This window comes from Gordonia sp. McavH-238-E (assembly GCF_022348225.1).
In the GTDB taxonomy this organism is placed as follows: domain Bacteria; phylum Actinomycetota; class Actinomycetes; order Mycobacteriales; family Mycobacteriaceae; genus Gordonia; species Gordonia terrae.
Genome location: NZ_JAKRFE010000018.1, coordinates 80234 through 100315 on the forward strand (window position 1 = coordinate 80234; position 20082 = coordinate 100315).

Annotated in this window: 21 protein-coding genes; 7 read left to right on the forward strand and 14 right to left on the reverse strand. The window is 69.2% G+C overall.

What is annotated here, in order from left to right:
• Window positions 1-46: 46 nt before the first annotated feature.
• Complete coding sequence (locus MHN80_RS22195) at window positions 47-640, reverse strand: suppressor of fused domain protein (RefSeq protein ID WP_004020330.1); 594 nt, start codon at window positions 638-640, stop codon at window positions 47-49.
• A 58-nt stretch (window positions 641-698) separates the two neighbouring features.
• On the opposite strand from MHN80_RS22195, the gene MHN80_RS22200 reads away from it, so the two are divergent.
• Both MHN80_RS22200 and MHN80_RS22205 read left to right on the forward strand, forming a co-directional pair.
• Window positions 699-1388 (forward strand): metallophosphoesterase, encoded by a 690-nt coding sequence (locus tag MHN80_RS22200; protein WP_004020329.1) that lies wholly within the window; start codon window positions 699-701, stop codon window positions 1386-1388.
• Window positions 1378-2235, forward strand: a complete 858-nt coding sequence (locus MHN80_RS22205) for a hypothetical protein (RefSeq protein ID WP_064571538.1) — start codon at window positions 1378-1380, stop codon at window positions 2233-2235. Before MHN80_RS22200 ends, MHN80_RS22205 begins: the two co-directional genes overlap by 11 nt.
• A 22-nt stretch (window positions 2236-2257) precedes the next feature.
• Here MHN80_RS22205 and MHN80_RS22210 read toward each other — a convergent pair whose 3' ends face one another.
• The 5 genes from MHN80_RS22210 to MHN80_RS22230 form a co-directional block, all read right to left on the reverse strand.
• Window positions 2258-3433 (reverse strand): ABC transporter ATP-binding protein, encoded by a 1176-nt coding sequence (locus tag MHN80_RS22210; RefSeq protein ID WP_004020327.1) that lies wholly within the window; start codon window positions 3431-3433, stop codon window positions 2258-2260.
• A 3-nt stretch (window positions 3434-3436) separates the two neighbouring features.
• On the reverse strand, window positions 3437-4267 hold the full coding sequence (locus MHN80_RS22215; protein ID WP_004020325.1) for a carbohydrate ABC transporter permease: 831 nt from the start codon (window positions 4265-4267) through the stop codon (window positions 3437-3439).
• A gap of 4 nt (window positions 4268-4271) precedes the next feature.
• Window positions 4272-5492 carry a sugar ABC transporter permease gene (locus tag MHN80_RS22220; protein ID WP_308219795.1) on the reverse strand — a complete coding sequence of 407 codons (1221 nt, stop codon included), beginning with the start codon at window positions 5490-5492 and terminating at the stop codon, window positions 4272-4274.
• Window positions 5489-6901 carry an extracellular solute-binding protein gene (locus tag MHN80_RS22225; protein WP_239403688.1) on the reverse strand — a complete coding sequence of 471 codons (1413 nt, stop codon included), beginning with the start codon at window positions 6899-6901 and terminating at the stop codon, window positions 5489-5491. Before MHN80_RS22225 ends, MHN80_RS22220 begins: the two co-directional genes overlap by 4 nt.
• Before the next feature lie 204 nt (window positions 6902-7105).
• The gene (locus MHN80_RS22230) at window positions 7106-7594 is read right to left on the reverse strand and encodes a general stress protein (RefSeq protein ID WP_064571539.1); all 489 of its coding nucleotides are present in this window, start codon (window positions 7592-7594) and stop codon (window positions 7106-7108) included.
• Between the two features lie 124 nt (window positions 7595-7718).
• Between MHN80_RS22230 and MHN80_RS22235 the strand changes: the two genes are divergently transcribed.
• From MHN80_RS22235 to MHN80_RS22250, 4 genes are all read left to right on the forward strand, one after another.
• On the forward strand, window positions 7719-9020 hold the full coding sequence (locus tag MHN80_RS22235) for a magnesium transporter MgtE N-terminal domain-containing protein (protein WP_101819021.1): 1302 nt from the start codon (window positions 7719-7721) through the stop codon (window positions 9018-9020).
• Complete coding sequence (locus MHN80_RS22240; RefSeq protein ID WP_239403689.1) at window positions 9017-9541, forward strand: DUF1003 domain-containing protein; 525 nt, start codon at window positions 9017-9019, stop codon at window positions 9539-9541. The genes MHN80_RS22235 and MHN80_RS22240 overlap by 4 nt, the downstream gene beginning before the upstream one ends.
• Before the next feature lie 302 nt (window positions 9542-9843).
• Window positions 9844-10968, forward strand: a complete 1125-nt coding sequence (locus MHN80_RS22245; protein ID WP_239403690.1) for a lytic transglycosylase domain-containing protein — start codon at window positions 9844-9846, stop codon at window positions 10966-10968.
• Between the two features lie 58 nt (window positions 10969-11026).
• Window positions 11027-12172: an Mrp/NBP35 family ATP-binding protein gene (locus MHN80_RS22250; protein ID WP_004020317.1), complete on the forward strand. Its 1146-nt coding sequence runs from the start codon at window positions 11027-11029 to the stop codon at window positions 12170-12172.
• 9 nt (window positions 12173-12181) lie between these two features.
• On the opposite strand, the gene tatB is transcribed toward MHN80_RS22250, so the two are convergent.
• From tatB to sigE, 4 genes are all read right to left on the reverse strand, one after another.
• Window positions 12182-12661, reverse strand: a complete 480-nt coding sequence (tatB, locus tag MHN80_RS22255; RefSeq protein ID WP_239403691.1) for a Sec-independent protein translocase protein TatB — start codon at window positions 12659-12661, stop codon at window positions 12182-12184.
• 31 nt (window positions 12662-12692) lie between these two features.
• Complete coding sequence (locus MHN80_RS22260; RefSeq protein ID WP_239403692.1) at window positions 12693-14225, reverse strand: S1C family serine protease; 1533 nt, start codon at window positions 14223-14225, stop codon at window positions 12693-12695.
• The gene (locus tag MHN80_RS22265; RefSeq protein WP_051987056.1) at window positions 14222-14746 is read right to left on the reverse strand and encodes a hypothetical protein; all 525 of its coding nucleotides are present in this window, start codon (window positions 14744-14746) and stop codon (window positions 14222-14224) included. The genes MHN80_RS22260 and MHN80_RS22265 overlap by 4 nt, the downstream gene beginning before the upstream one ends.
• A 251-nt stretch (window positions 14747-14997) precedes the next feature.
• The gene (gene sigE, locus MHN80_RS22270) at window positions 14998-15609 is read right to left on the reverse strand and encodes an RNA polymerase sigma factor SigE (protein WP_004020313.1); all 612 of its coding nucleotides are present in this window, start codon (window positions 15607-15609) and stop codon (window positions 14998-15000) included.
• Window positions 15610-15899: 290 nt separating this feature from the next.
• Between sigE and MHN80_RS22275 the strand changes: the two genes are divergently transcribed.
• Entirely contained in the window at window positions 15900-16547 is a 648-nt protein-coding gene (locus MHN80_RS22275) for an O-methyltransferase (protein WP_004020312.1), read from the forward strand.
• Window positions 16548-16565: 18 nt separating this feature from the next.
• Here MHN80_RS22275 and MHN80_RS22280 read toward each other — a convergent pair whose 3' ends face one another.
• The 4 genes from MHN80_RS22280 to MHN80_RS22295 all read right to left on the reverse strand — a co-directional run.
• Window positions 16566-17699 carry a sugar phosphate nucleotidyltransferase gene (locus MHN80_RS22280; protein ID WP_004020311.1) on the reverse strand — a complete coding sequence of 378 codons (1134 nt, stop codon included), beginning with the start codon at window positions 17697-17699 and terminating at the stop codon, window positions 16566-16568.
• A gap of 80 nt (window positions 17700-17779) precedes the next feature.
• A complete protein-coding gene (locus MHN80_RS22285; RefSeq protein WP_172622050.1) occupies window positions 17780-18658 on the reverse strand; it encodes a glycosyltransferase family 2 protein in 879 nt (292 codons plus the stop codon).
• 5 nt (window positions 18659-18663) lie between these two features.
• Complete coding sequence (gene rfbD, locus MHN80_RS22290) at window positions 18664-19614, reverse strand: dTDP-4-dehydrorhamnose reductase (RefSeq protein WP_239403700.1); 951 nt, start codon at window positions 19612-19614, stop codon at window positions 18664-18666.
• A gap of 234 nt (window positions 19615-19848) precedes the next feature.
• On the reverse strand, window positions 19849-20082 hold a 234-nt coding region (locus tag MHN80_RS22295; RefSeq protein WP_239403693.1), incomplete at its 5' end, for a hypothetical protein.

Here is a 20082-nt window from a genome sequence, read left to right on the forward strand (position 1 = left end):
ATGTGTTCGCCCGATTCACGAGCAGGCCGGAACTCCTCGAGACGTCTCAGGCCGGAGTTGCCGACGCCCGGTCGGGCCTGGTCACGTCGATACCCGCCTCCCGCCACGCCTCCCGCAGCGCGTCGGCCCCCTTCAGCCGCACCCAGGCGGCCTCGTTGGCGGTGATCGGGATGGCCCGGAGCATGGTGACCGGGTCCATCGGTTCGGGCAGTTCGACGATGCCGAGTTCGTCGGCCTCGAGCAGTACCGCGGTGAACGGGGAACCGTCCCAGAGGGGTTCGCCGAGATCGACGAGTGCGTCGGCGGCGATGATCAGGCCCTCGACGGCCGGCGCGGCCGCCAGCGTCGCCATCCGTTTGTGCAGGCCCGGCAGCGGTGTCCCCGACGACATGCGCACGACGAGCTCGGCACGGGGTCCGCGGACCGGATCCGCGTGCAGGTCGGTGGGATCGGACATCGGATGCCGCGCACACCCCGACGTCACGTAGACCACCGTGGGGCGATCACCGGTATCGGCGGCCGCGAACCGCAGGACGTCGATCGGCTCGACGCCCAGGAACGTCACCGACGCCCGCTGCGGCGTCTCCCCCAGCCGGTCTTCCAGGAATCGTCCGACGACCTCTGTCACGGCTTCGCTCACACCCGACAGGCTACCGACTCCGGCGCGCGGGTCCGGGGCGCTCCTCTAGCCTGGAGCAATGGTCCGGGTTCTGGCGGTCGCCGACGAGGTGGTGGATTCCCTCACCTTCGGCGTGGGGATCGAATCCCGTCCCGACCTCATCCTCGGCGCCGGCGACCTGCCGTTCGAATACCTCGAGATCCTGTCGTCGCTGTGCGACTCGCCGTGCGTGTTCGTCCCCGGCAACCACGACCGCGACCTACGCGGGTACCGGCGCGGCCGGACCGGCTGGACCCGCGCAGGCCTCCCGGTCGAGGACCCCGGCCCCTGCGGTGCGGTCAACGCCGATGGTCGGACCGTCTCGGTCGCCGGGCTCCGCATCAGCGGTCTGGGCGGCAGCCGCCGGTACAACGGGGGCACCAACCAGTACACCGACACCCAGCAGCGGCTGCGCTCGCTCCGCCTGCGGTGCACCGCCGCCCTGTCGCCGCCACGGGGCGCCGACATCCTGCTCACCCACAGCCCGGCGCGCGGCGTCGGCGACCGGGACGATCTCCCCCACCGGGGTTTCGACTGTTTCCACCCCCTGGTGCGGTCCCTGCAGCCCGCGCTGCTGATCCACGGGCATGTCCATCCCTACGGCGAACGGCCGGCGGATCTGCCCATCGGGTCGTCGACGACGTCGATGAACGTCGTCGGGTTCTGTCAGTTCGACATCGATCCCGTGACCCGGGACGTCGAGATCGTGAGGCGCAGATATGGCGCGTGACACCGGTTTTCCCGACGCCGACGCCGAGAACGATTTCGCCCGGCTGCGGCGCCAGGCCGAACGAGCACGTCTCGCGCAGTGGTTCATGCGTCAGCCGGCCGACGTGAACACCATCCTGCCGTTCGACGAAGTGGTCGCCGCGCTCGGCCGAACCGGCGAGACCTCACTCGGGCTCCAGGTGGTCGAGGTGTCCTCGATCGTCGGCAGCGTCGACCGGACGAAGGACTTCGACCGTTACTTCCGGCCCACCTCGTCGCGTGGGCGTGAACGCTGGCAGCGCCTGGCCGCAGCGCAACGACGCGGCGAGTCGGTGCCACCGGTGCAGCTCTACCGGATCGGGTCCATGCACTTCGTCATCGACGGCCACCACCGCGTGTCCATCGCGATCGCGCGGAACTGGGCCACGATCGACGCCTACGTCACCCTCATCCACACGCGCATCTCCCCCGAGGGCATCACCGGGACATCCGATCTGGTCCTCAAGGACCATCGTCGGCTGTTCTTGTCGCGCGTACCGCTCGAGGGCGCCCAGGCCGACGCCATCCGGCTCAGCTTCCCGTTCGACTACGCCGAACTCGCCGAGAACGTCGAGGCCTGGGGATTCCGTCTGAGCCAGGAGATCGGCGAGTTCCTCAGCCGCGCCGAGACCGCCCGGCGCTGGTTCGGTGAGGAGTTCCTGCCGGTCGTGCGGATGGCCCGGCGCGCGGGTATCCGACCCGACCTCGAGAGCGACGCCGAGCTGTACATGTGGGTCGCCTGCGAGCGTTATCGCCTCGTGCGCAGGCACATCTGGGACGAGCACGTCTTCGACGAGCTGCTCGACCACTCCCGGCGGCGCAAGCGGTGACCCTCCGCCGGGAGGACGCGGCTCAGCGAACCCGCAGCGATGCTCCCGAGCTCTGATCGAACACCGCGATCTTCGAGGCGTCGTAGAACAGTTCGGCCGAACTGCCGCGGGTGACCTTCGAGTCCGGGGACAGTCGTGCGATGAGCTGATTGCCGCCGAGATCGGTTCCGGAGTCGGCGGACAGCTCCGCGAGGGCATCGCTCGACGCCCGGCTCGAGCCAACGCTGAAGTAGGCGTAGATGTCCGACCCCATCGACTCGAGGACATCGATGTTCGCGGTGAACGTCGCCCCCTGACCGCGGGTCGTCGAATCGACGAGCGACGCGTCCTCGAGATGCTCCGGGCGGATGCCGATCAGCACGTCCCCGCCGCTGCCGACGTCGCCGGCACGCGACACCACCGCACGGTGGTCGTCGAGCGAGATCGTGCCGATCGCGGTCTCGATGCCGTCGGAGCCAAGGCGACCGGACAGGAAGTTCATCGCGGGCGAACCGATGAAGCCGGCCACGAACACGTTGGTCGGATTGTTGTACAGCTCCTGCGGTGTGCCGATCTGCTGCACGTACCCGCCGCGCAGGACGACCACGCGGTCGCCGAGGGTCATGGCCTCGGTCTGGTCGTGGGTCACGTAGACCGTGGTGGTGCCCAGACGTTGCTGCAGCTGCGAGATCTCGGTGCGCATCTGCACGCGGAGCTTCGCATCGAGATTCGACAGCGGCTCGTCCATCAGGAACGCCTTGGGCGACCGCACGATCGCGCGTCCCATCGCGACGCGCTGCCGCTGACCACCGGAGAGGTTGGCGGGCTTGCGGTCTAGGTACTGCCCGAGGTCGAGGATGCGCGCGGCCTCGTCGACCTTCGCGGCCACCTGATCCTTCGGCATCTTCGCGAGGGTCAGCGGGAAGGCGATGTTCTCGCGGACCGACATGTGGGGGTACAGCGCGTAACTCTGGAACACCATCGCGATGTCGCGGTCCTTCGGCGCGCGCTCGTTGACGCGCTCACCGCCGATCCGCAGTTCACCCCCCGAGATGTCCTCGAGTCCCGCGATCATGTTGAGCGTCGTCGACTTGCCGCAGCCCGACGGTCCCACCAGGATCACGAACTCGCCGTCGGCGATCTCGATGTCGACCCCGTGTACGGCCGTCGAGCCGTCGGGATACTGCTTGGAGACGTTGTCCAGAACGATGTCTGCCATGGGTTATCCCTTCACGGCGCCGGAGGTCAGGCCGGCCACGATTCGACGTTGGAAGAAGAGCACGAAGATGATGATGGGGATGGTGATGACCACCGCGGCGGCCGAGATCGACCCGGTCGGTTCCTCGAATTGCGAACTTCCGGTGAAGTTCGCGATCGCCACCGGCGCGGTGATCGCCCGTTCGGTCGACGTCAGGGACAACGCCAGGAGCAGGTCGTTCCAGGCGAAGATGAACACCAGGATCGCCGCGGTCACGACGCCGGGCGCCGCGAGGGGTGCGATGACCTTGCGGAAGGCCTGCCACGGCGTGGCGCCGTCCATCTTGGCGGCCTTCTCCAGCTCCCACGGGATCTCGCGGAAGAACGCGGACAGGGTGTAGATCGCCAGCGGCAGCGCGAACGTGATGTAGGGCAGGATCAGGCCGGGCCAGGTGTCGAACAACCCGAGTCGTCGCTCGATGTTGAACAACGGGGTCACCAGCGAGATCTGGGGGAACATCGCGATCAGCAGAGCGGCGCCGATCAGGAGCTTCTTGCCCGGGAAGTCCAGGCGCGCCACCGCATAGGCCGCCATCGTCCCGAGGATCACCGCGATGACCGTCGTGATGAGTCCGACGCCGATCGAGTTGATCAACGCCGAGGTGAACGCGCTCGTCTCGAAGATGTTCTTGTAGTTGTCGAGTGTGAACTCACTGGGCCAGAATCGCCCGTCGGTCACGCTGCCTGCCGGTTTGAACGACAGACTGATGATCCACAGCAGTGGGATGAGCGCGTACAGGATCACCAGGATGTTGGCGATCGACCACCAGGCCTTGGACTTTCCGCTCGTATTCAACGGCTTACCTCCCCTCGTCGTCGGAACCCGGTGCGGCGGTGCCGAACCCCTTGATGAACACGAACGCGATGATCGCGACGCAGATGAAGATCAGGATCGAGATCGCCGAACCGACGCCGAGATTGAAGGCGCCGAACAGATTGTCGTAACCCAGCATCGACACCGAGTAGGTGTTGTTGGACCCGCTGGTGAGGACATAGATGTTGTCGAACACGCGGAACGCGTCGAGTGTGCGGAACAGCAGCGCCACCAGGATCGCCGGCTTCATCAGCGGGAGGATGATGCGCCACAGCCTCGTCCACGCTCCGGCACCGTCCACCTGGGCCGCCTTGAGCAGATCGTCCGGCACGAGCGCGAGTCCGGCCAGCAGCAGCAGGGCCATGAACGGGGTCGTCTTCCAGACCTCGGCCAGGACGATGATCGCCAGCGAGGGCCATTGCTCGGTCAAGGGAGCACTGCCGTCGGGCAGCAGATTCGCGAGATATCCGGTGCCGGGTGTCCAGGCGTAGTACCACGAGAACGCCGCTGCCACCGTCACGATGCCGTACGGGATGAGGACGACGGTACGAATCGTGCCGCGCCCGAAGATCGTTCGGTGCATCACGAGCGCGATGGCCATGCCGAGCACGAGCTCGATGATCACCGACACGACCGTGATGCCGACCGTGACACCGAAGGCGGTCCACCAGTAGTTGTCGGTGAGGACGGTCGCGTAGTTGGCGAACCACACGAACTCGCGTTCGCCGGGGGCCGAGAGGCTCATCTTGTTCAGCGACAACCAGACCGCGTACACGATCGGGTAACCGGTGACCAGGATCATCATGAGCGCGGCCGGCGCGACGAGCCAGAAGGCCAGTCGACGCTCGGCGGCCTTGCCCTCGCTGCGCCTGCGCGGTGCGGCTTGTGCGTCGTCGGCTCGCGGACGCTCGGCGACCGCCGTCGTGCCGGCTGCGGTGGCAGCAGCCGGACCGGCGGCCGGAGCGGGTGCGCCCGCCGGACCGCTCACCGGCGCGGCGTCGTGCCGTCCGCCCGGCGGCGGGGTCCACACCTGGTCGGATTGCACCGGCGGCGTGTCACCGACGATCGGGATCGGGCCGGTCTGCGGCGGGGCGTCGTCGGGCAGGGCATGACGTCCGGCGCGGAACCGCGTGTCCTCGCCCGAAACATCACGGCCCGGCCGGTCGCCGGTCCGTTCGTCGTCTCCGGGTGTCGTGTTGTCGCTCACGGGATCAGCCCTTCCCCGTCGATGGCCTTCTGGACCGCTTCGGCGAGTTCGTCGACGAGAGCCTCCGGCTCCCAGGCGCCGACCGGACTCAACTTGGCCTGCAGCAGCGTCGAGATCGCCTGGTAATCGGGCGACTTCGGGCGCAGCGCGGCGTGTTCGGGTTCGAGCTGCCGCTTGATCTCGTCGGCCATCGGGTAGGCGAGCCGGAAATCGGCGTCGTCGTAGATGGATTCGATGACCGGCGGCGGTCCGGCGCTGAACGAGAACGCCTTCTGCCCCGCCTCGCTGGTGATGCACTCCGCGGCCTGGAAGGCGAGATCCTGCTGCTTCGAGGTGCTGGCGACGGCGATGTTGATGCCGCCCAGGGTCGTCTTCGTGGGGAGTCCCTCGAAGCCCGGGTAGGGCGCGAAGTCGAAGACCCGCCGCATCTCCCGGTTCAGCGGGACGACCTGCGCCGCCGTCGGCGGGTTCGCGGTGTCGGCGTAGAGGTTCGCGTACTGGGTGAGGTCGAGGAAGGCGACGCTTCCGGCGACGGCGTTCTCGCGCATGCCGGCGAAGACGAACGGCCAGTTGACCTGATACAGAGCCTCTCCGCTCTCCATCCCGAGTCGCGCGGCGCCCTCGTCGGAGTTGGTCAGCGAGGGATCGGCCCCCGGTGCGGTCGCCACGCGCTTGAGGGTCTCCAGGGCGCGCACCGTGGCGGCGCGGTGTTCAGGGGTGTCGTTCAGGGTGACCTTGTCGGGGTCCTGCGGATCGACGATCTGGCCGCCGGCACTCGCGAGCACCGAGTTGAACCACACCATCAGGCCCTCGTATTGCCTGCCCTGCACCATGATGTAGGTCGGGCCGCCGTTGCGCCCGCTGACGAGCGCGTCCTCGAGCATGCCGTTCCACGTCGACGCCGGGCGGCGTCGGTCGACGTCCTCGGCGAGGACATCCGGCCGGTACCACAGCAATTGGGTGTTGGTGGAGAACGGGATGGCGTAGAGCCGTTCACGCTCGTCGTCGTCGGTCTTCCACACCGCGGTGTCGAGCGGGCCGCCCAGGGTTCGTGCCGAGATCTCCGCCGCCATGTCGTCGGGCACCGGCACCATCCAGCCCGCGTCGGCGAATTCGGCGGTCCACACGACGTCCATACCCATCAGGTCCAGACCGCTGTCGTTGCCCGCGAGGCGTCGTGCGAGCTGCAGACGCTGATCGTCGGCACCCTTGGGCAGCGGAGTCGTCACGACCTTGTACGCCCCGCCGGAATCGGCCGAGCACTTGTCGCCGATCTCGGCGAAGGTGTCCGCGCCGTCGGCCGGCGGATAGAAATTGAGTACGCCCGCTTCATATCCCGAGCCGCATGCGGACAGCACGGGCAGCATGGCCGCCGCTGCCACCGCCGCGGCGAGGACCTTCCGTCTCACGCGTCTGGTAGATCCGTCAGTCCTGACCCTGCTCCGCACGCAGCCTCCTCGATGTCGTACGCGGCGGGCGCACCAGGTGCTCCGCCGTGAGCGTCCGAAGTGCAACGCTATACGTGAGGATTCGTGACATGCAACACATTCGGCATGGGCGTGCCACTCCGCGAGCGATTGTGATCCCACCGTGTCCGAGCGGGGGACGTCGGCTCAGAAGGTCAGACGGGTGAGCATGTCGCGTGCCCTCTCTGCGCTTTTCGGGTCGCACAGCACGTCATAGCGTCCCGCGACGAGTTGCATCGTCGAGGCGAAATCACGCTGGCCGCGCGTGGCCGCGTACGGAATGGTCGCGGAGATCACACCGAAGACCATGCCGCCGACGATGCCCACGAGGATGGGCGCGATGGGCGAACCGGTGAACACGAGCGCCACCAGGCAGCCGAAGAAGAAGCCGAGCCAGGCACCGGACACCAGCCCGCCGCCGATCACCTTGCCCCATGTCAACCGGCCGATGACTCGTTCGACCTGCATGAGATCGACGCCCACGATGGTGACGTCCTGCACGGTGAAGTTCTCGTCGGAGAGAAAATCCACCGCGCGTTGGGCCTCGGCGTAGGTTCCGTAGGAACCGATCGGCCAGCCCTTCGGCGGGGTGGGCAGGCCCGGCGTCTCGCGGCTCGGGCGCATGGGATTGGTCATGTCGGGGCCTTCCCTGTTGTGCGACTGCTGCGGTGGGACTCGACCGTGAGACTCGTCTCCCACCGGTGGGCGTTCGGTGTCTGCCGTCGGCCTCCACGGAACCGATGGCACTACCCTTACTCCCATGTCGTCGGTGAGCAAGGTGTTCGTGGCCAGATTAGTCGGGTTGGCCGTCCTTGGTCCCGACGGTGAATCGATCGGTCGCGTCCGCGACGTGGTGATCTCGATCCGCATGTCCGGACAACAACCGCGCGTCCTCGGTCTGGCGGTCGAATTGACCACCCGGCGTAGGATTTTCGTTCCCATGCTGCGCGTGACGGCGATCGAGCCGCAGGCCGTTGCCCTCAACACCGGCACCGTCAGCCTCCGCCGGCTCCATCTGCGGCCCGGCGAGGCGCTGGCGATCGGGCAGGTTCTCGACACCCACGTCCGGGTCGTCGATCCGGACCTACCCGAACTCGCCGACGCCGACGTGACGGTGATCGACCTCGGCATCGAGAAGACCCGGACCCGCGACTGGGTCGTCTCCCGCGTCGCGATCCGCGCAGGCCGCCGCGGTCTCCGACGCCGCCACGAGACCCAGGTCGTGGAGTGGTCCAGCGTGCAGGGCATCACCCAGAGCGCATTGAACCTCCCGGGACAGGGAGTGGCACAGGCGTTGTTGCAGTTCGAGGGCATGCGGCCGGCCGACGTCGCCAACGCCCTGCGCGAACTGCCCGCGAAACGGCGCGACGAGATCGCCTCGGCCCTGGATGACGAACGGCTCGCCGACGTGCTGCAGGAATTACCGCCCGACGACCAGAAAGAGGTGCTCGCCGCGCTCGGTCGCGACCGCGCCGTCGACATCCTCGAGGCGATGGACCCCGACGACGCGGCCGATCTGCTCGGCGAACTGCCCGACACCGAGGCCGAGGCGTTCCTGGAGGAGATGGACCCCGTCGAGTCCGAACCGCTCCGGCGCCTGCTCCTGCACTCCCCCGACACCGCCGGCGGTGTGATGACCTCCGAGCCCATCGTGGTGACCCCGTCGACCACCATCGCCGAGGCGCTCGCCCGCGTCCGCAATCCCGACCTCACGCCCGCCGCGGCGAGCCTGGTGTTCGTCGTCCGCCCGCCGACGGCGACGCCGACCGGGAAGTACCTCGGGTGCGTACACCTGCAGGCCCTGCTCCGGGAGCCCCCCGCCCATCTCGTCGGCGGCATCCTGGACACCGACCTCGTCCAACTCCACCCCGAGGACTCCCTGGAGACGATGACGAGATACTTCGCGACCTACAACCTGGTCTGCGGACCCGTCGTGGACGAGGCCGGGCACCTGCTCGGCGCGGTGAGTGTCGACGACCTCCTCGACGAGATCCTGCCGCGCGACTGGCGCGAGACCGAGCCCGAGGACGCCGTCGAGCCCGTCGGAGACGTCATCCGATGAGCGAACCGGGACGCAAACTCGACACCCCCAGCACCCGTCGCACGATCTCGTTCAATCTCGACTCCGACGTCGTCGGGATGTACAGCGAGCGGGTCGCCAGGTTCCTGGGCACCGGGCGCTATCTGGCGATCCAGACGGTCGTCGTGATCGTGTGGATCGCGCTCAACCTGGTCGCGGTGTCGATCAGATGGGACCCGTATCCGTTCATCCTGCTCAACCTCGCGTTCTCCACCCAGGCGGCGTACGCGGCCCCGCTGATCCTCCTGGCCCAGAACCGGCAGGAGAACCGTGACCGAGTCTCGCTCGAGGAGGACCGGCTGCGGTCCGCCCAGACGAAGGCGGACACCGAGTTCCTCGCACGTGAGCTCGCCGCCGTCCGGCTCGCGGTCGGTGACACCGTGACGCGCGACTACCTGCGCAAGGAACTCGACGACCTGCTCGACGAACTCACCGACCGACTCGGCGCCACGTCCGACGACGAGCCGCCCGCCGGTACGGGTCCGCGCGACCGCTCGCGCTGACTCCGGAGTGCACCGGCCCCGACGTAACACCCGGAGCCCGTCGGCGCGATGGGTTCACTGACACCAAAAGTGGAGTTCGTGTCTGGGACGTCAGACCCATATGTATGGTGGGTCACAGTTCGGACCGGATCCCGGTGTCGACCACGACACGACGGATTCGTCCGGTGCATCCATGCGAGCGGCTCTCGAACCGGGCCGCGGGTGGTGATCGCCGCGTTCTCGGGGGCAGATGTGTGTGTTGACAACGGAGTGGACATGACCGGGCAGCGTCCCGGGGCCGTGTCGGGCGACGGGAGCCGTCGATGAGGCCCCTCGACATCGTCCGCCGCCGCCGCGGACCGCGTCGTCCGTCCTCTTTCCCCCGCCGCGCCGCGACTCTCGCCGTGGGTGGTGGCCTGGTCGGTGCGCTGGTGCTGGGCACCGCGACATCGAGCGCCTCCGGTGGCACCGTCGCCGCACCCGTCTCCGAACCGGCTGCCCCCGCGGTGCTGGCCGAGGTCGTCGCCGGCTCACCGGTCGCCCTGCTCGGCTTCGCACCTCCGCCGGAGAAGCCCGCGACCGCCCTGCCGGCACCACAGTTCCGGCTCGCCGCCGATCTCCCGTCGGGTCCGTTGGGAATCCCCGGCGTGGTCCTCCAGGCCTACAAGCTGGCCGCGAACCGCGTCGCGGCCGAGAGCCCCCAGTGCAAGCTCCCGTGGTTCCTGCTCGCCGGCATCGGCCGGATCGAGTCCAATCACGCGAGCAACGGCTCGGTCGATCAGTACGGTACGACCATCAATCCGATCGCCGGCCCGGTCCTCGACGGCTCCCTGGCCGGCAACGCCGTCATCAAGGACACCGACGGCGGGCGCATCGACGGCGACGCCGGACACGACCGCGCCATGGGCCCGATGCAGTTCATCCCGAGCACATGGGCCGCGTGGGGCTCCGACGCCAACGGGGACGGGAAACCCGACCCGAACAACATCTTCGACGCCACCTACTCGGCCGGCCGGTACCTGTGCGCCGGTGTCACCGACATCATGAACGAGCGCACCCGGGTCTCGGCGGTGCTGCGCTACAACCGCTCGATGGAGTACGTCGCGAACGTGCTCGGCTGGGCCGGGGCGTATGCGACGGGCGTGATGCCGACGAACCCCATCCCGGAGATGAAGCGCAAGCCGTCGAGCAGCTCGAGCAAGTCCAGCAAGCCGAGCACGCCGAGCACACCCGGGTCCGAGTCGTCCTCGTCGTCCTCCTCGCGTCGGCCGAGCCCGCCGCCGCAGCCGTGCATCATCGTCTGCCTGCCGTCGATCCCGCCGCTGTTCCCGGGCCAGCCCGCACCCCCGCCGACCAAGAAGGACGCTCCGGCCACCAAGCAGGCCCCGGCGGGCAACGCCGGACCGAACCGGCCGGGCGCTTCCGGCGCGCCGGTTCCGGTTCGCTGACACCGCGATCGGAGGACCTCCGCCGGGCGTCGTCGGTGCCGCCGGTAGTCTGGACCAGATGACAACAGGAGTCGCGCCCACGGAATCGGCAGTTCGCGCCGCTCTGGGCAAGGTCAAGGATCCCGAGATCGGCAAGCCGATCACCGACATCGGGATGGTCAAGTCGGTCACCGTCAACGACGACGCGAGTGTCGACGTCGGCGTGTACCTCACGACGTCGGGCTGCCCGATGCGCACCGAGATCTCGCAGCGCGTGGAGACAGCCGTGGCCGACGTCCCGGGCGTCGGCGCGATCCGCGTCGAACTCGACGTGATGGACGACGAGCAGCGCACCGAACTGCGCAAGAAGCTCCGGGGGGACAAGGCCGAACCGGTCATCCCGTTCGCCCAACCCGGTTCGCTCACCCGCGTCTATGCGGTGGCGTCGGGCAAGGGCGGCGTCGGCAAGTCGAGTGTCACCGTCAACCTCGCGACAGCACTCGCCGAGCGCGGGCTCAGCGTCGGCGTCCTCGATGCCGACATCTACGGTCACTCGGTTCCCCGCATGCTCGGCAGCGACGCCAAGCCCACCCAGGTGGAGCGCATGATCATGCCGCCGATCAACCACGGGGTCCGCTTCATCTCCATCGGACAGTTCACCGACGGGAACACCCCGGTGACGTGGCGTGGCCCGATGCTCCATCGCGCTCTCCAGCAGTTCCTCGCGGATGTGTACTGGGGCGACCTCGACGTGTTGCTCCTCGACCTGCCGCCGGGCACCGGCGACGTCGCCATCTCCATCGCCCAGCTCATCCCTGGAGCGGAGATCTTGGTCGTGACGACCCCGCAGCAGGCCGCGGCCGAGGTCGCCGAGCGCGCCGGGGCCATCGCCCTGCAGACGCGGCAGAAGATCCTCGGTGTCGTGGAGAACATGTCGTGGCTGGAACTGCCCGACGGCAGCCGCATGGAACCGTTCGGGTCCGGCGGCGGTGAGCAGGTGGCACAACGCCTCACGCGTGCCGTGGGCGCTCAGGTCGACCTGCTCGGTCAGGTGCCGCTCGAGACCGCCCTGCGCGAAGGTGGCGATGCCGGGGTCCCGGTCGTGCTGTCGGCGCCGGAATCGGCCTCGGGGTCCGCACTGCGCGCGATCGCCGGCAAGCTGGCGGCGCGCAAGCGCGGTCTGGCCGGGATGAGTCTGGGACTCGACACCATCCGGAACGCCTGACCGGTTCGCCTAGGTCGCGTCCCAGTCCGCTGCGGCGGGACGCGACCCCGTGCGCGGCGTGCGGTCCGGGGCGGCGCGGTTGCCCGTCGCGGAGTCGGACCTGTCGGCGGAATCCTGCTTCTCGAACGACAGCGGCGCCGAGACCGGTTTGATCTCCGGCGCCGCCGGGGTGGTGTTCCGATTGACCGTCGTCGCGCTCTCGTTCAGACGGAACAGCGAATCGTCGCCGTCGAGAAGATGTTTCGTGACGATGGAACGCGGCGTCATACCCCGGAGCTCGTTCAGATCGGCCAGCGGTTTGCGCAGATCGTCGAACTCGGGACCGAGCTCGTCCTTGAGCTGAGCGCTCGCACCGGTCGCGTATTCGCGGACCTTCTTGAGCGACTGCATCGTCCACGAGACGGCACCGGGGAGGCGTTCGGGGCCGAGGATGACCAGCGCCGCGACCACCAGGATCGCGATCTCGCCCCATCCGATGCTGCTGAACATGTGCCTCGTCCTGACTTGTGCGCTGGTGTGGTTAGTCGCTCGCCGGTGTGATGGTACCGCTGAACGTCCGACCCGCCCGCCAGTACTGGAACGGGACGGATTCACCGATGTTCGCGGTCCGGATCGCGACGTTCAACTCGTCGGCGCTCTCGATGGGGCGGTTATTGAACGAGGTGATCACGTCGTTCTCGCGGACCCCCGCCCGTTCGGCAGGACTGCCGGCCACGACGTTGCGGACCTGCGCTCCGAGGACCCGTTCGTTGCGGACCGAACTCGCGTTGACCCCGATCTGCGGATGGTTGACGCGGCCGTCACGGATCAGCGCTTCCGCGATGGGCTTGGCCTCGTCGATCGGGATCGCGAAACCGAGCCCGATGTTGCCGCCGCCTGCGCCGAGGCGTCCCGCGGTGTTGATCCCGACCACCTGGGCCTCGGCGTTGACCAGGGGGCCTCCGGAGTTGCCCGGGTTGATCGCGGCGTCGGTCTGGATGGCGTCGATCACCGCGTCGGTGTCGGACTCCGCATCGGGGGTCAGCGCCACGGCACGATCGGTCGCGCTGACGATGCCGCTGGTCACGGTTCGGTTGAGTCCGAGCGGCGATCCGAAGGCGACGACCTCTTCACCGATCTGGAGGTCGCCGGAACTGCCGAGGACCGACACCGTCGGGTTCTCGACATTGTCGACCTTCAGCACCGCCAGGTCCGTCTTGGGATCGCGTCCGACGATCCGCGCGGGGACGCGCTGGCGATCGAAGAAGACGACCTCGAGTTTGGCGCTCTTGTCGTTCGCGGCCATCGAGATCACGTGATTGTTGGTGAGGATGTAACCCTCTTTGTCGATGACGAATCCCGACCCGGTCGCATAGGCACCGGCGGCGCGGACGTCGATCGCGACGACCGACTTCTCCACGGCGCGGGCCACCTCGGCAACCGACGACCGCGGCCCGGCGTCGCCGCCGGTGTCGTCGGTGGACAGCTCGACCGTGTCGCTGGTGAGCGGCGCGGCCACTTCCGCGGTGTACCGGCCCATCAGGCCGCCGACGAGTCCGATGAGCAAGGCGATCACCGCGAGCGTCGCCAGGGCCACCCAGCTGAGGCGCTTGCCGAGCAGGATGTCGCGAACGCCGAGTTTCGGACCGGCGTCGGTGGGGGTCTCCGGTGCCCCGGTGGCCAGCGCAGGTGCGTCGAGCCGGGCCGGACTCTCCGGGTCGCGCCACGGGTCGTCCGGCGTCCGGGGCTGTTCGGTCTGCCCGTAGGTCGCGAGCGGATCCCGCTGCAGGGTCTCGGTCGACCCCGCCGGCCGACCGAAGGCCTCGGCGAGTACCGGGTCCGGGGCCGCGACCTGGGGCTCGGGCGACCGACCGTCCGTTGAGGTGGCGAACGAACCACGCACACCCGACGGCCGGCCGAACACCTGCGCGGTCGTCGGCGAGACGGGTGCGTGCCGCGGCCTCGACGGCGTCAGCCGTTGCGACTCGGGCGGTTCGGCCCGACGCGCGAACTGCGCGTCACCGGGATCGGGAGAGTCGGCGTCGGGAGAATCGGCGTTGGGGGCCACGTTCACCGGCCCCGGCGGCGGAAGGCGCGGCCACGGGCCGCGGGGATGCCGTCGGTCGGCGCGTCGGGCGACACCGTCGGCCCGAACTCCGTCGGGCGGGGTCGTCCGGAGGTCATGTCGATCTCGCGGGTGGGGATCTGGGAGAGCTGACCGAGCAGGGAGTCCGGGATCGACACGCGGCCGGACTCGCGCAGACGGGTGCGGGCCAGGGACTGCGCCTCCACTGCCGCCACACACTCGTGGCACAGCGCGAGGTGGTGAGCGGCGCGCGCGTGCGCGGACATGCCGAGTTCACCGTCGACGAAGGCCGCGACCGCCTCGGGGGCCAGGTGCTCGGTGGGTGCGAAGCCGCGCCCGCCGGCCGTTCCCGGCGCACGGTAGCCCCGATTGGGCAGGAATGACGAGGGAGCCGGACTCCAGGTGTTCCACCTGCTGGGAGTCCAGGAAGACCGCCGACGACGGAGGTTGGGGGTAGGTGGTTCGACACCGCCACTCCCGGTCGGACGCCCGCGATCGCCGTCCATCATCGTCGTTCACCCCTCTCCACGACGAAACCGCCGCACGATGAATCCTGTGTTGCCACTGGGCCTGCTGCTCTTCTGCCACGGTACCGACCGGCGGCATCCGATGCCGTCCGCCGAACGCGCACTCCTCGGCGGACCGGGGACGTCGTCGGCATTGTGCGCAGCGGCACAGGCAACATCTCAGCTTATCCGAGACTCACAACGAAGCTGGGCGGAGCAGGGTTCCCGGGACGCGCGGCGGCGCGACACCGAACTCAGGAATGCGAGCCGATCGCGACCGACCGGCTGCTCGTGTGGCCCTGTGCCGCGAGGGCGTCGCGGATGCTCTGCCGACCGCGGTGGATGCGGCTGCGCACGGTACCCAGCTTGACGCCGAGCGTCGCCGAGATCTCCTCGTAGGACAGCCCTTCGATGTCGCACAGGACCACGGCGGCGCGGAAGTCGGGCGCCAGCGTGTCCAGGGCGCGCTGCAGGTCGGGATCGAGGTTCGTCGCGTCGAAGATCTGCTGCGGATCGGGGGTGTCGGCCGGCACGCGGTCGTACTCCTCGGGCAACGCCTCCATGCGGATCTTGCTGCGGCGGCGGACCATGTCGAGGAACAGGTTGGTGGTGATGCGGTGCAACCAGCCCTCGAATGTGCCGGGACGGTAGTTCGACAGCGAGCGGAAGACCCGGATGAAGGTCTCCTGCGTGAGGTCCTCGGCGTCGTGCTGATTGCCCGACAGGCGATAGGCCAGACGGTAGACGCGGTCGGCGTGTTCGCGTACCAGGTCGTCCCAGGACGGCATGAGCAGTTCATCGCCGGTGGCGTCGAAACCTGCGGTGCCCGCGGGCACGGCATCGGCGGATTCGCGGGGATCGATCATGGTCGGTGGTCGGTTCCTCTCTCGTGAACACGCACCCGGTGACCCAAGCACTCACCGAAGTCGAACAGGTGACTCCGGTTGGGTATTCCCGAACTGCCGGGCGTTCACACCGACCTCCCGGGAACTGTCCCAACCGGAACAGCTCTCACCCTCTCCTATCCGAGTGTGGCCGCCGTATGAGGCGCCTGAGTGTTGCCTGAGGATGCGTCGGCCGTCCGGTTGCGAGCGGATTCGTGCAGGTCTGGCGTGCCGCGTCCGGTTCGGCCGCGGGCTCGGACTAACCTCGACGCGTGACCGAGTCAACGCCGTCCGCGCGCCCCGACCTGATCGCCTACGCCGAGTCGGCCATCGTCGAGGACGACGCCGTCATCGCCGCCCGCGCCCGCGCCGAGGAACTGGGCGCGACGCCGGTCTCCCCGGCGGTCGGCGCCTTGCTCGCCCTGCTCGCCCGGACAGCCGACGCACATGCCGTCGTGGAGATCGGGACCGGCACCGGGGTGAGCGGCCTCTGGTTGCTCAACGGCATGTCGACCGAGGGCGTGCTGACCACCATCGATCCCGAACCCGAACACCACCGGGCCGCACGGGCGTCCTTCGCCGGCGCCGACATCGCCCCCGGTCGTACCCGGCTCATCAACGGCACCCCCGTCGAGGTCCTGCCGCGGTTGTCCGACGCGTCCTACGATCTGGTCTTCGTCGACGGGCCCCTGCTCGACCTGCCCCGATTCGTCCGTGAGGCGGTCCGGATGCTCCGCCCGGGTGGGGTGGTGGTCGTCCACAACGCCACCGCCGACGGCACGGTCGGCGATCCCGCCCGTACCGAGCCGCCGACGGCGGCCGCCCGGGAGGCGGCACTGCTGATCGCCGACGACGAACAGCTGTTGCCGGTGGTCATCCCGTTGGGGCCCGGAGTGCTCGCCGCCGCGAAGATCCGCTAGGCGGACTCACCGGCCGGATTAGACGTCCGTCGAGAACCGGACCCCGTTGTCGGGGATCTCGATACCCGGCCACACCCGCGCACCGCGCAACAACTCGCAGCGCGCGCCGATGTCGGCGCCGTCGCCGATGACCGTGTCCCGGACCAGCGCGCGCGGCCCGATGCGGGCACCGAAGCCGATGATCGACCGTTCCACGACCGCGCCGGCCTCGATCACCGCGCCGTCGAAGATGACCGCGCCGTCGAGACGGGCACGCGGGCCGATCTCGGCGCCCCGACCGACCACGGTTCCGCCGATGAGCAGGGCACCCGGGCCGACGCCCGCGCCCTCGTGGACGAGGGATTCGCCGCGACGGTCACCCAGGGCCGGTGACGGCGCGATCCCGCGGACGAGGTCGGCCGAGCCGCGGACGAAGTCCTCGGGCGTACCCATGTCCCGCCAGTAGGCGTGGTCGACATGCGCATGGACGTGAGCGCCCTCGGCGAGCAGTCGGGGGAACACCTCACGTTCGACCGAGACCGGCAGTCCGGACGGGATGGACTCGATGACCTCGCGCTTGAACACGTATGTGCCGGCGTTGATCTGGTCGGTCGGCGGGTCCTGCGTCTTCTCCAGGAACGCGGTGACCCGACCGTCGCCGTCGGTGGGCACGCAGCCGAACGCGCGCGGGTCGCTGACGCGCACGAGATGGATGGTGACGTCGGCGTCGGCGGCACGATGACTGTCGATGACGTCACCGACATCGGTGCCACCGAGGACGTCGCCGTTGAACACCACGATCGTGCTCGCGGTCAGTTCGTCGAGCACGTTGCGGATGCCGCCGCCGGTGCCCAGCGGCTCGTCCTCGGTGACGTAACGCATGCGCAGGCCCAGTTTCGAACCGTCGCCGTAGTACTCGCTGAAGACCTCGGCCTTGAACGAGGTGCTGAGCACGATGTCGCGGATCCCCGCCGCGCGAATACGCGACAGCAGGTGGGTGAGGAAGGGCAGTCCGGCCGTCGGCAGCATCGGCTTGGGCGCCGACAAGGTGAGCGGACGCAGACGGGTTCCCTTGCCGCCCACGAGGATGACGGCCTCGACGTCCTCCCTGATGTCGTCCGATCCCCCCACGGACTGTCTTTCCACCGACTCACGCACGGTGTAGTTGTCCACTGGATCGGTTCCTTCCTCGAGGTGACCGGAGGCCACTCCGGCCTTCGGTGTTCACTGACGTTCGGTGTTCACTTCAACACTCAGCCGTCGTTTTCGCTCGCCGACGCGCGGCGCGCCGCACGAACGGCCAGCCGGGATCGCACGCCCAGCCCGATCCGCAGGGCCAGTCGCAGCGGCGCGCGCCAGGGCCCCGGGTTGCGGTCCGCCTGGAACCGGTAGGCACTTCGATGGTGCGCGGGCAGCATCTTCTCCGGATGCCGACCTGCGCTGTGCCCCTTGGTGTGTACGACCTCCGCGGTGGGCACGTACACGTTCTGCCAGCCCGCCTTGCCGAGCCGGTCGCCGAGGTCGACGTCCTCCATGTACATGAAGTAGCGGGCGTCGAAGCCACCGATGGCGTCGAACGCCTCGCGCCGAACGAGCAGACACGAACCCGACAGCCACCCCACCGCACGCTCCGACGGGGTCTCGTCGTCGGCACGGTAGGCCGCGGTCCACGGATTGGACTTCCAGACCGTGCCGAGGATCGCGTGTCCGGTGCCCGACACGAGGTCGGGGACCCGGCGGGCCGACGGGTAGATCGACCCGTCGGGTTCGCGGATCAGCGGACCGAGCGAGCCCGCGCGCGGCCACCGCTGCGCCGCGGCCATCAGCTCCTCGATGGCACCCGGCTTCCACTCGACATCGGGGTTGGAGATGAGGATGAACTCGACATCGGGGTCGATCTCGGCGACACCGCGGTTCATCGCGCCGCCGTATCCGATGTTGCCGCCGGTCCGGACGAGGGTGACCGTGTCGTACTCCTGCTCGGCCCGTTCCGGCGCGCCGTCCTCCGAACCGTTGTCGGCGATGACGACCTGCGGCATGACGTCGGTGACCGCGGCGAGACTACGCAGGAAGGTCACGAGGTGATCGCCGGAGAAATAGGTCACCGTCACCACGGCTGGCTGAACAGACACGCCGCTCAGGGTAACGAACCGGTGCCGGCGTCCGACGCGGCGATCGCCGCGTGCAGCGCGTGTCGCCACGGACGGAGCGCGGTGAGTCCGGCAGCCGTCCAGGACCGTCCGGACAGCACCGAGTAGGCCGGGCGCGGCGCCGGGCGCGGGAACTCGGCAGTCGTCGTGGGCCGGACCCGGTCGGGCCCCGCTCCGATCTCCTCGAACACCCCGCGTGCGACGGCGAACCAGGTGGCGCTGCCCGAATTCGTCGCATGCAGGACGGCGCCGGCGACCTCGGGCCGCGCCCCGCCGGCGACGAGTTCCCAGAGTCCGTCGGCGAGGTCGTGCGAGTAGGTGGGTGACCCGAGCTGGTCGTCGACGACCGAGACCGTCTCCCGCGACTGTTCGAGCCGTCGCATCGTGCCGACGAAGTCGCGGCTGTCGGGTCCGCCGGTGTAGACCCACGCCGTCCGCACGACGGTGGTCTGCGGGTCCGCCGACAGAGCGGCGCGCTCGCCGTCCAGTTTGGTGCGGCCGTACACGGTGGCCGGGGTGCCGGAGACGTCGTCGGGTTCGTATCCGTCGCCCGCCGACGGCCGGCCTCCCTCGTCGGTGGTTCCGGGGAACACGTAGTCGGTGGAGACGTGGATCAGCCACGCGCCGGCATCGGCGGTCCGGGCGGCGAGGACCTCGGGCCCGGCGGTGTTGACGCGGCGCGCGCCATCGGTGTCGGACTCGGCGCCGTCGACGTCGGTGTAGGCCGCGCAGTTCACCACCACGTCGTCGGGGGCGAGGTCGCCGAGCGCGGCGGCCACCGAGGTCGGGTCGGCGATGTCGATGTCGGCCGAGGTGAGCGGTCGCACGACGGTGTCGGGAACCCCCGCCGAGCGATCCTGCAGGGCCGTTCCGAGTTGTCCGCCGGCGCCGACGATGTACACGGTGGGGTTGCTCGGCGTGACACGCATGGGCCCCATCGTGCCGGACCCGGGGAACGTCCTCCACCCGGCCCGGATCGCGTACGTGACGACGGCTACTCGCCCGCCCGGCGTTGCGTTCTCGAATTCCGGAATCACTTCAGTAGCCTGACGAGAGCACACAACACCTGACTCGTCCTGCACATCAGCATCGGCATCCTCAGGCGTGACCCCTGTCGCGTCGACGTCCCGTCGCGATGTGTCGACCTCGAAAGGGACCGTTCACCAGTGGATTCACCACCCGACGGCCCGCGCCGGCGTTCGCAGACGCGCCGTCCGGCGGGGCCGGGTCCGGATGGGCGTCAGCCGATGCCCGGCGATCTGCGCGGCCCGGAGCAGCCCGGTGCCCGGCGACGCCCGGTGCGGCCCCCGCACGACGGTGGACCCGACGGCCGCGGGGTCCCCCGCGGCTCCGACCAGCGTCCCGGTGAACCCGGCACTCCCCCGCCCCGCGCGCGCCGGCAGCCA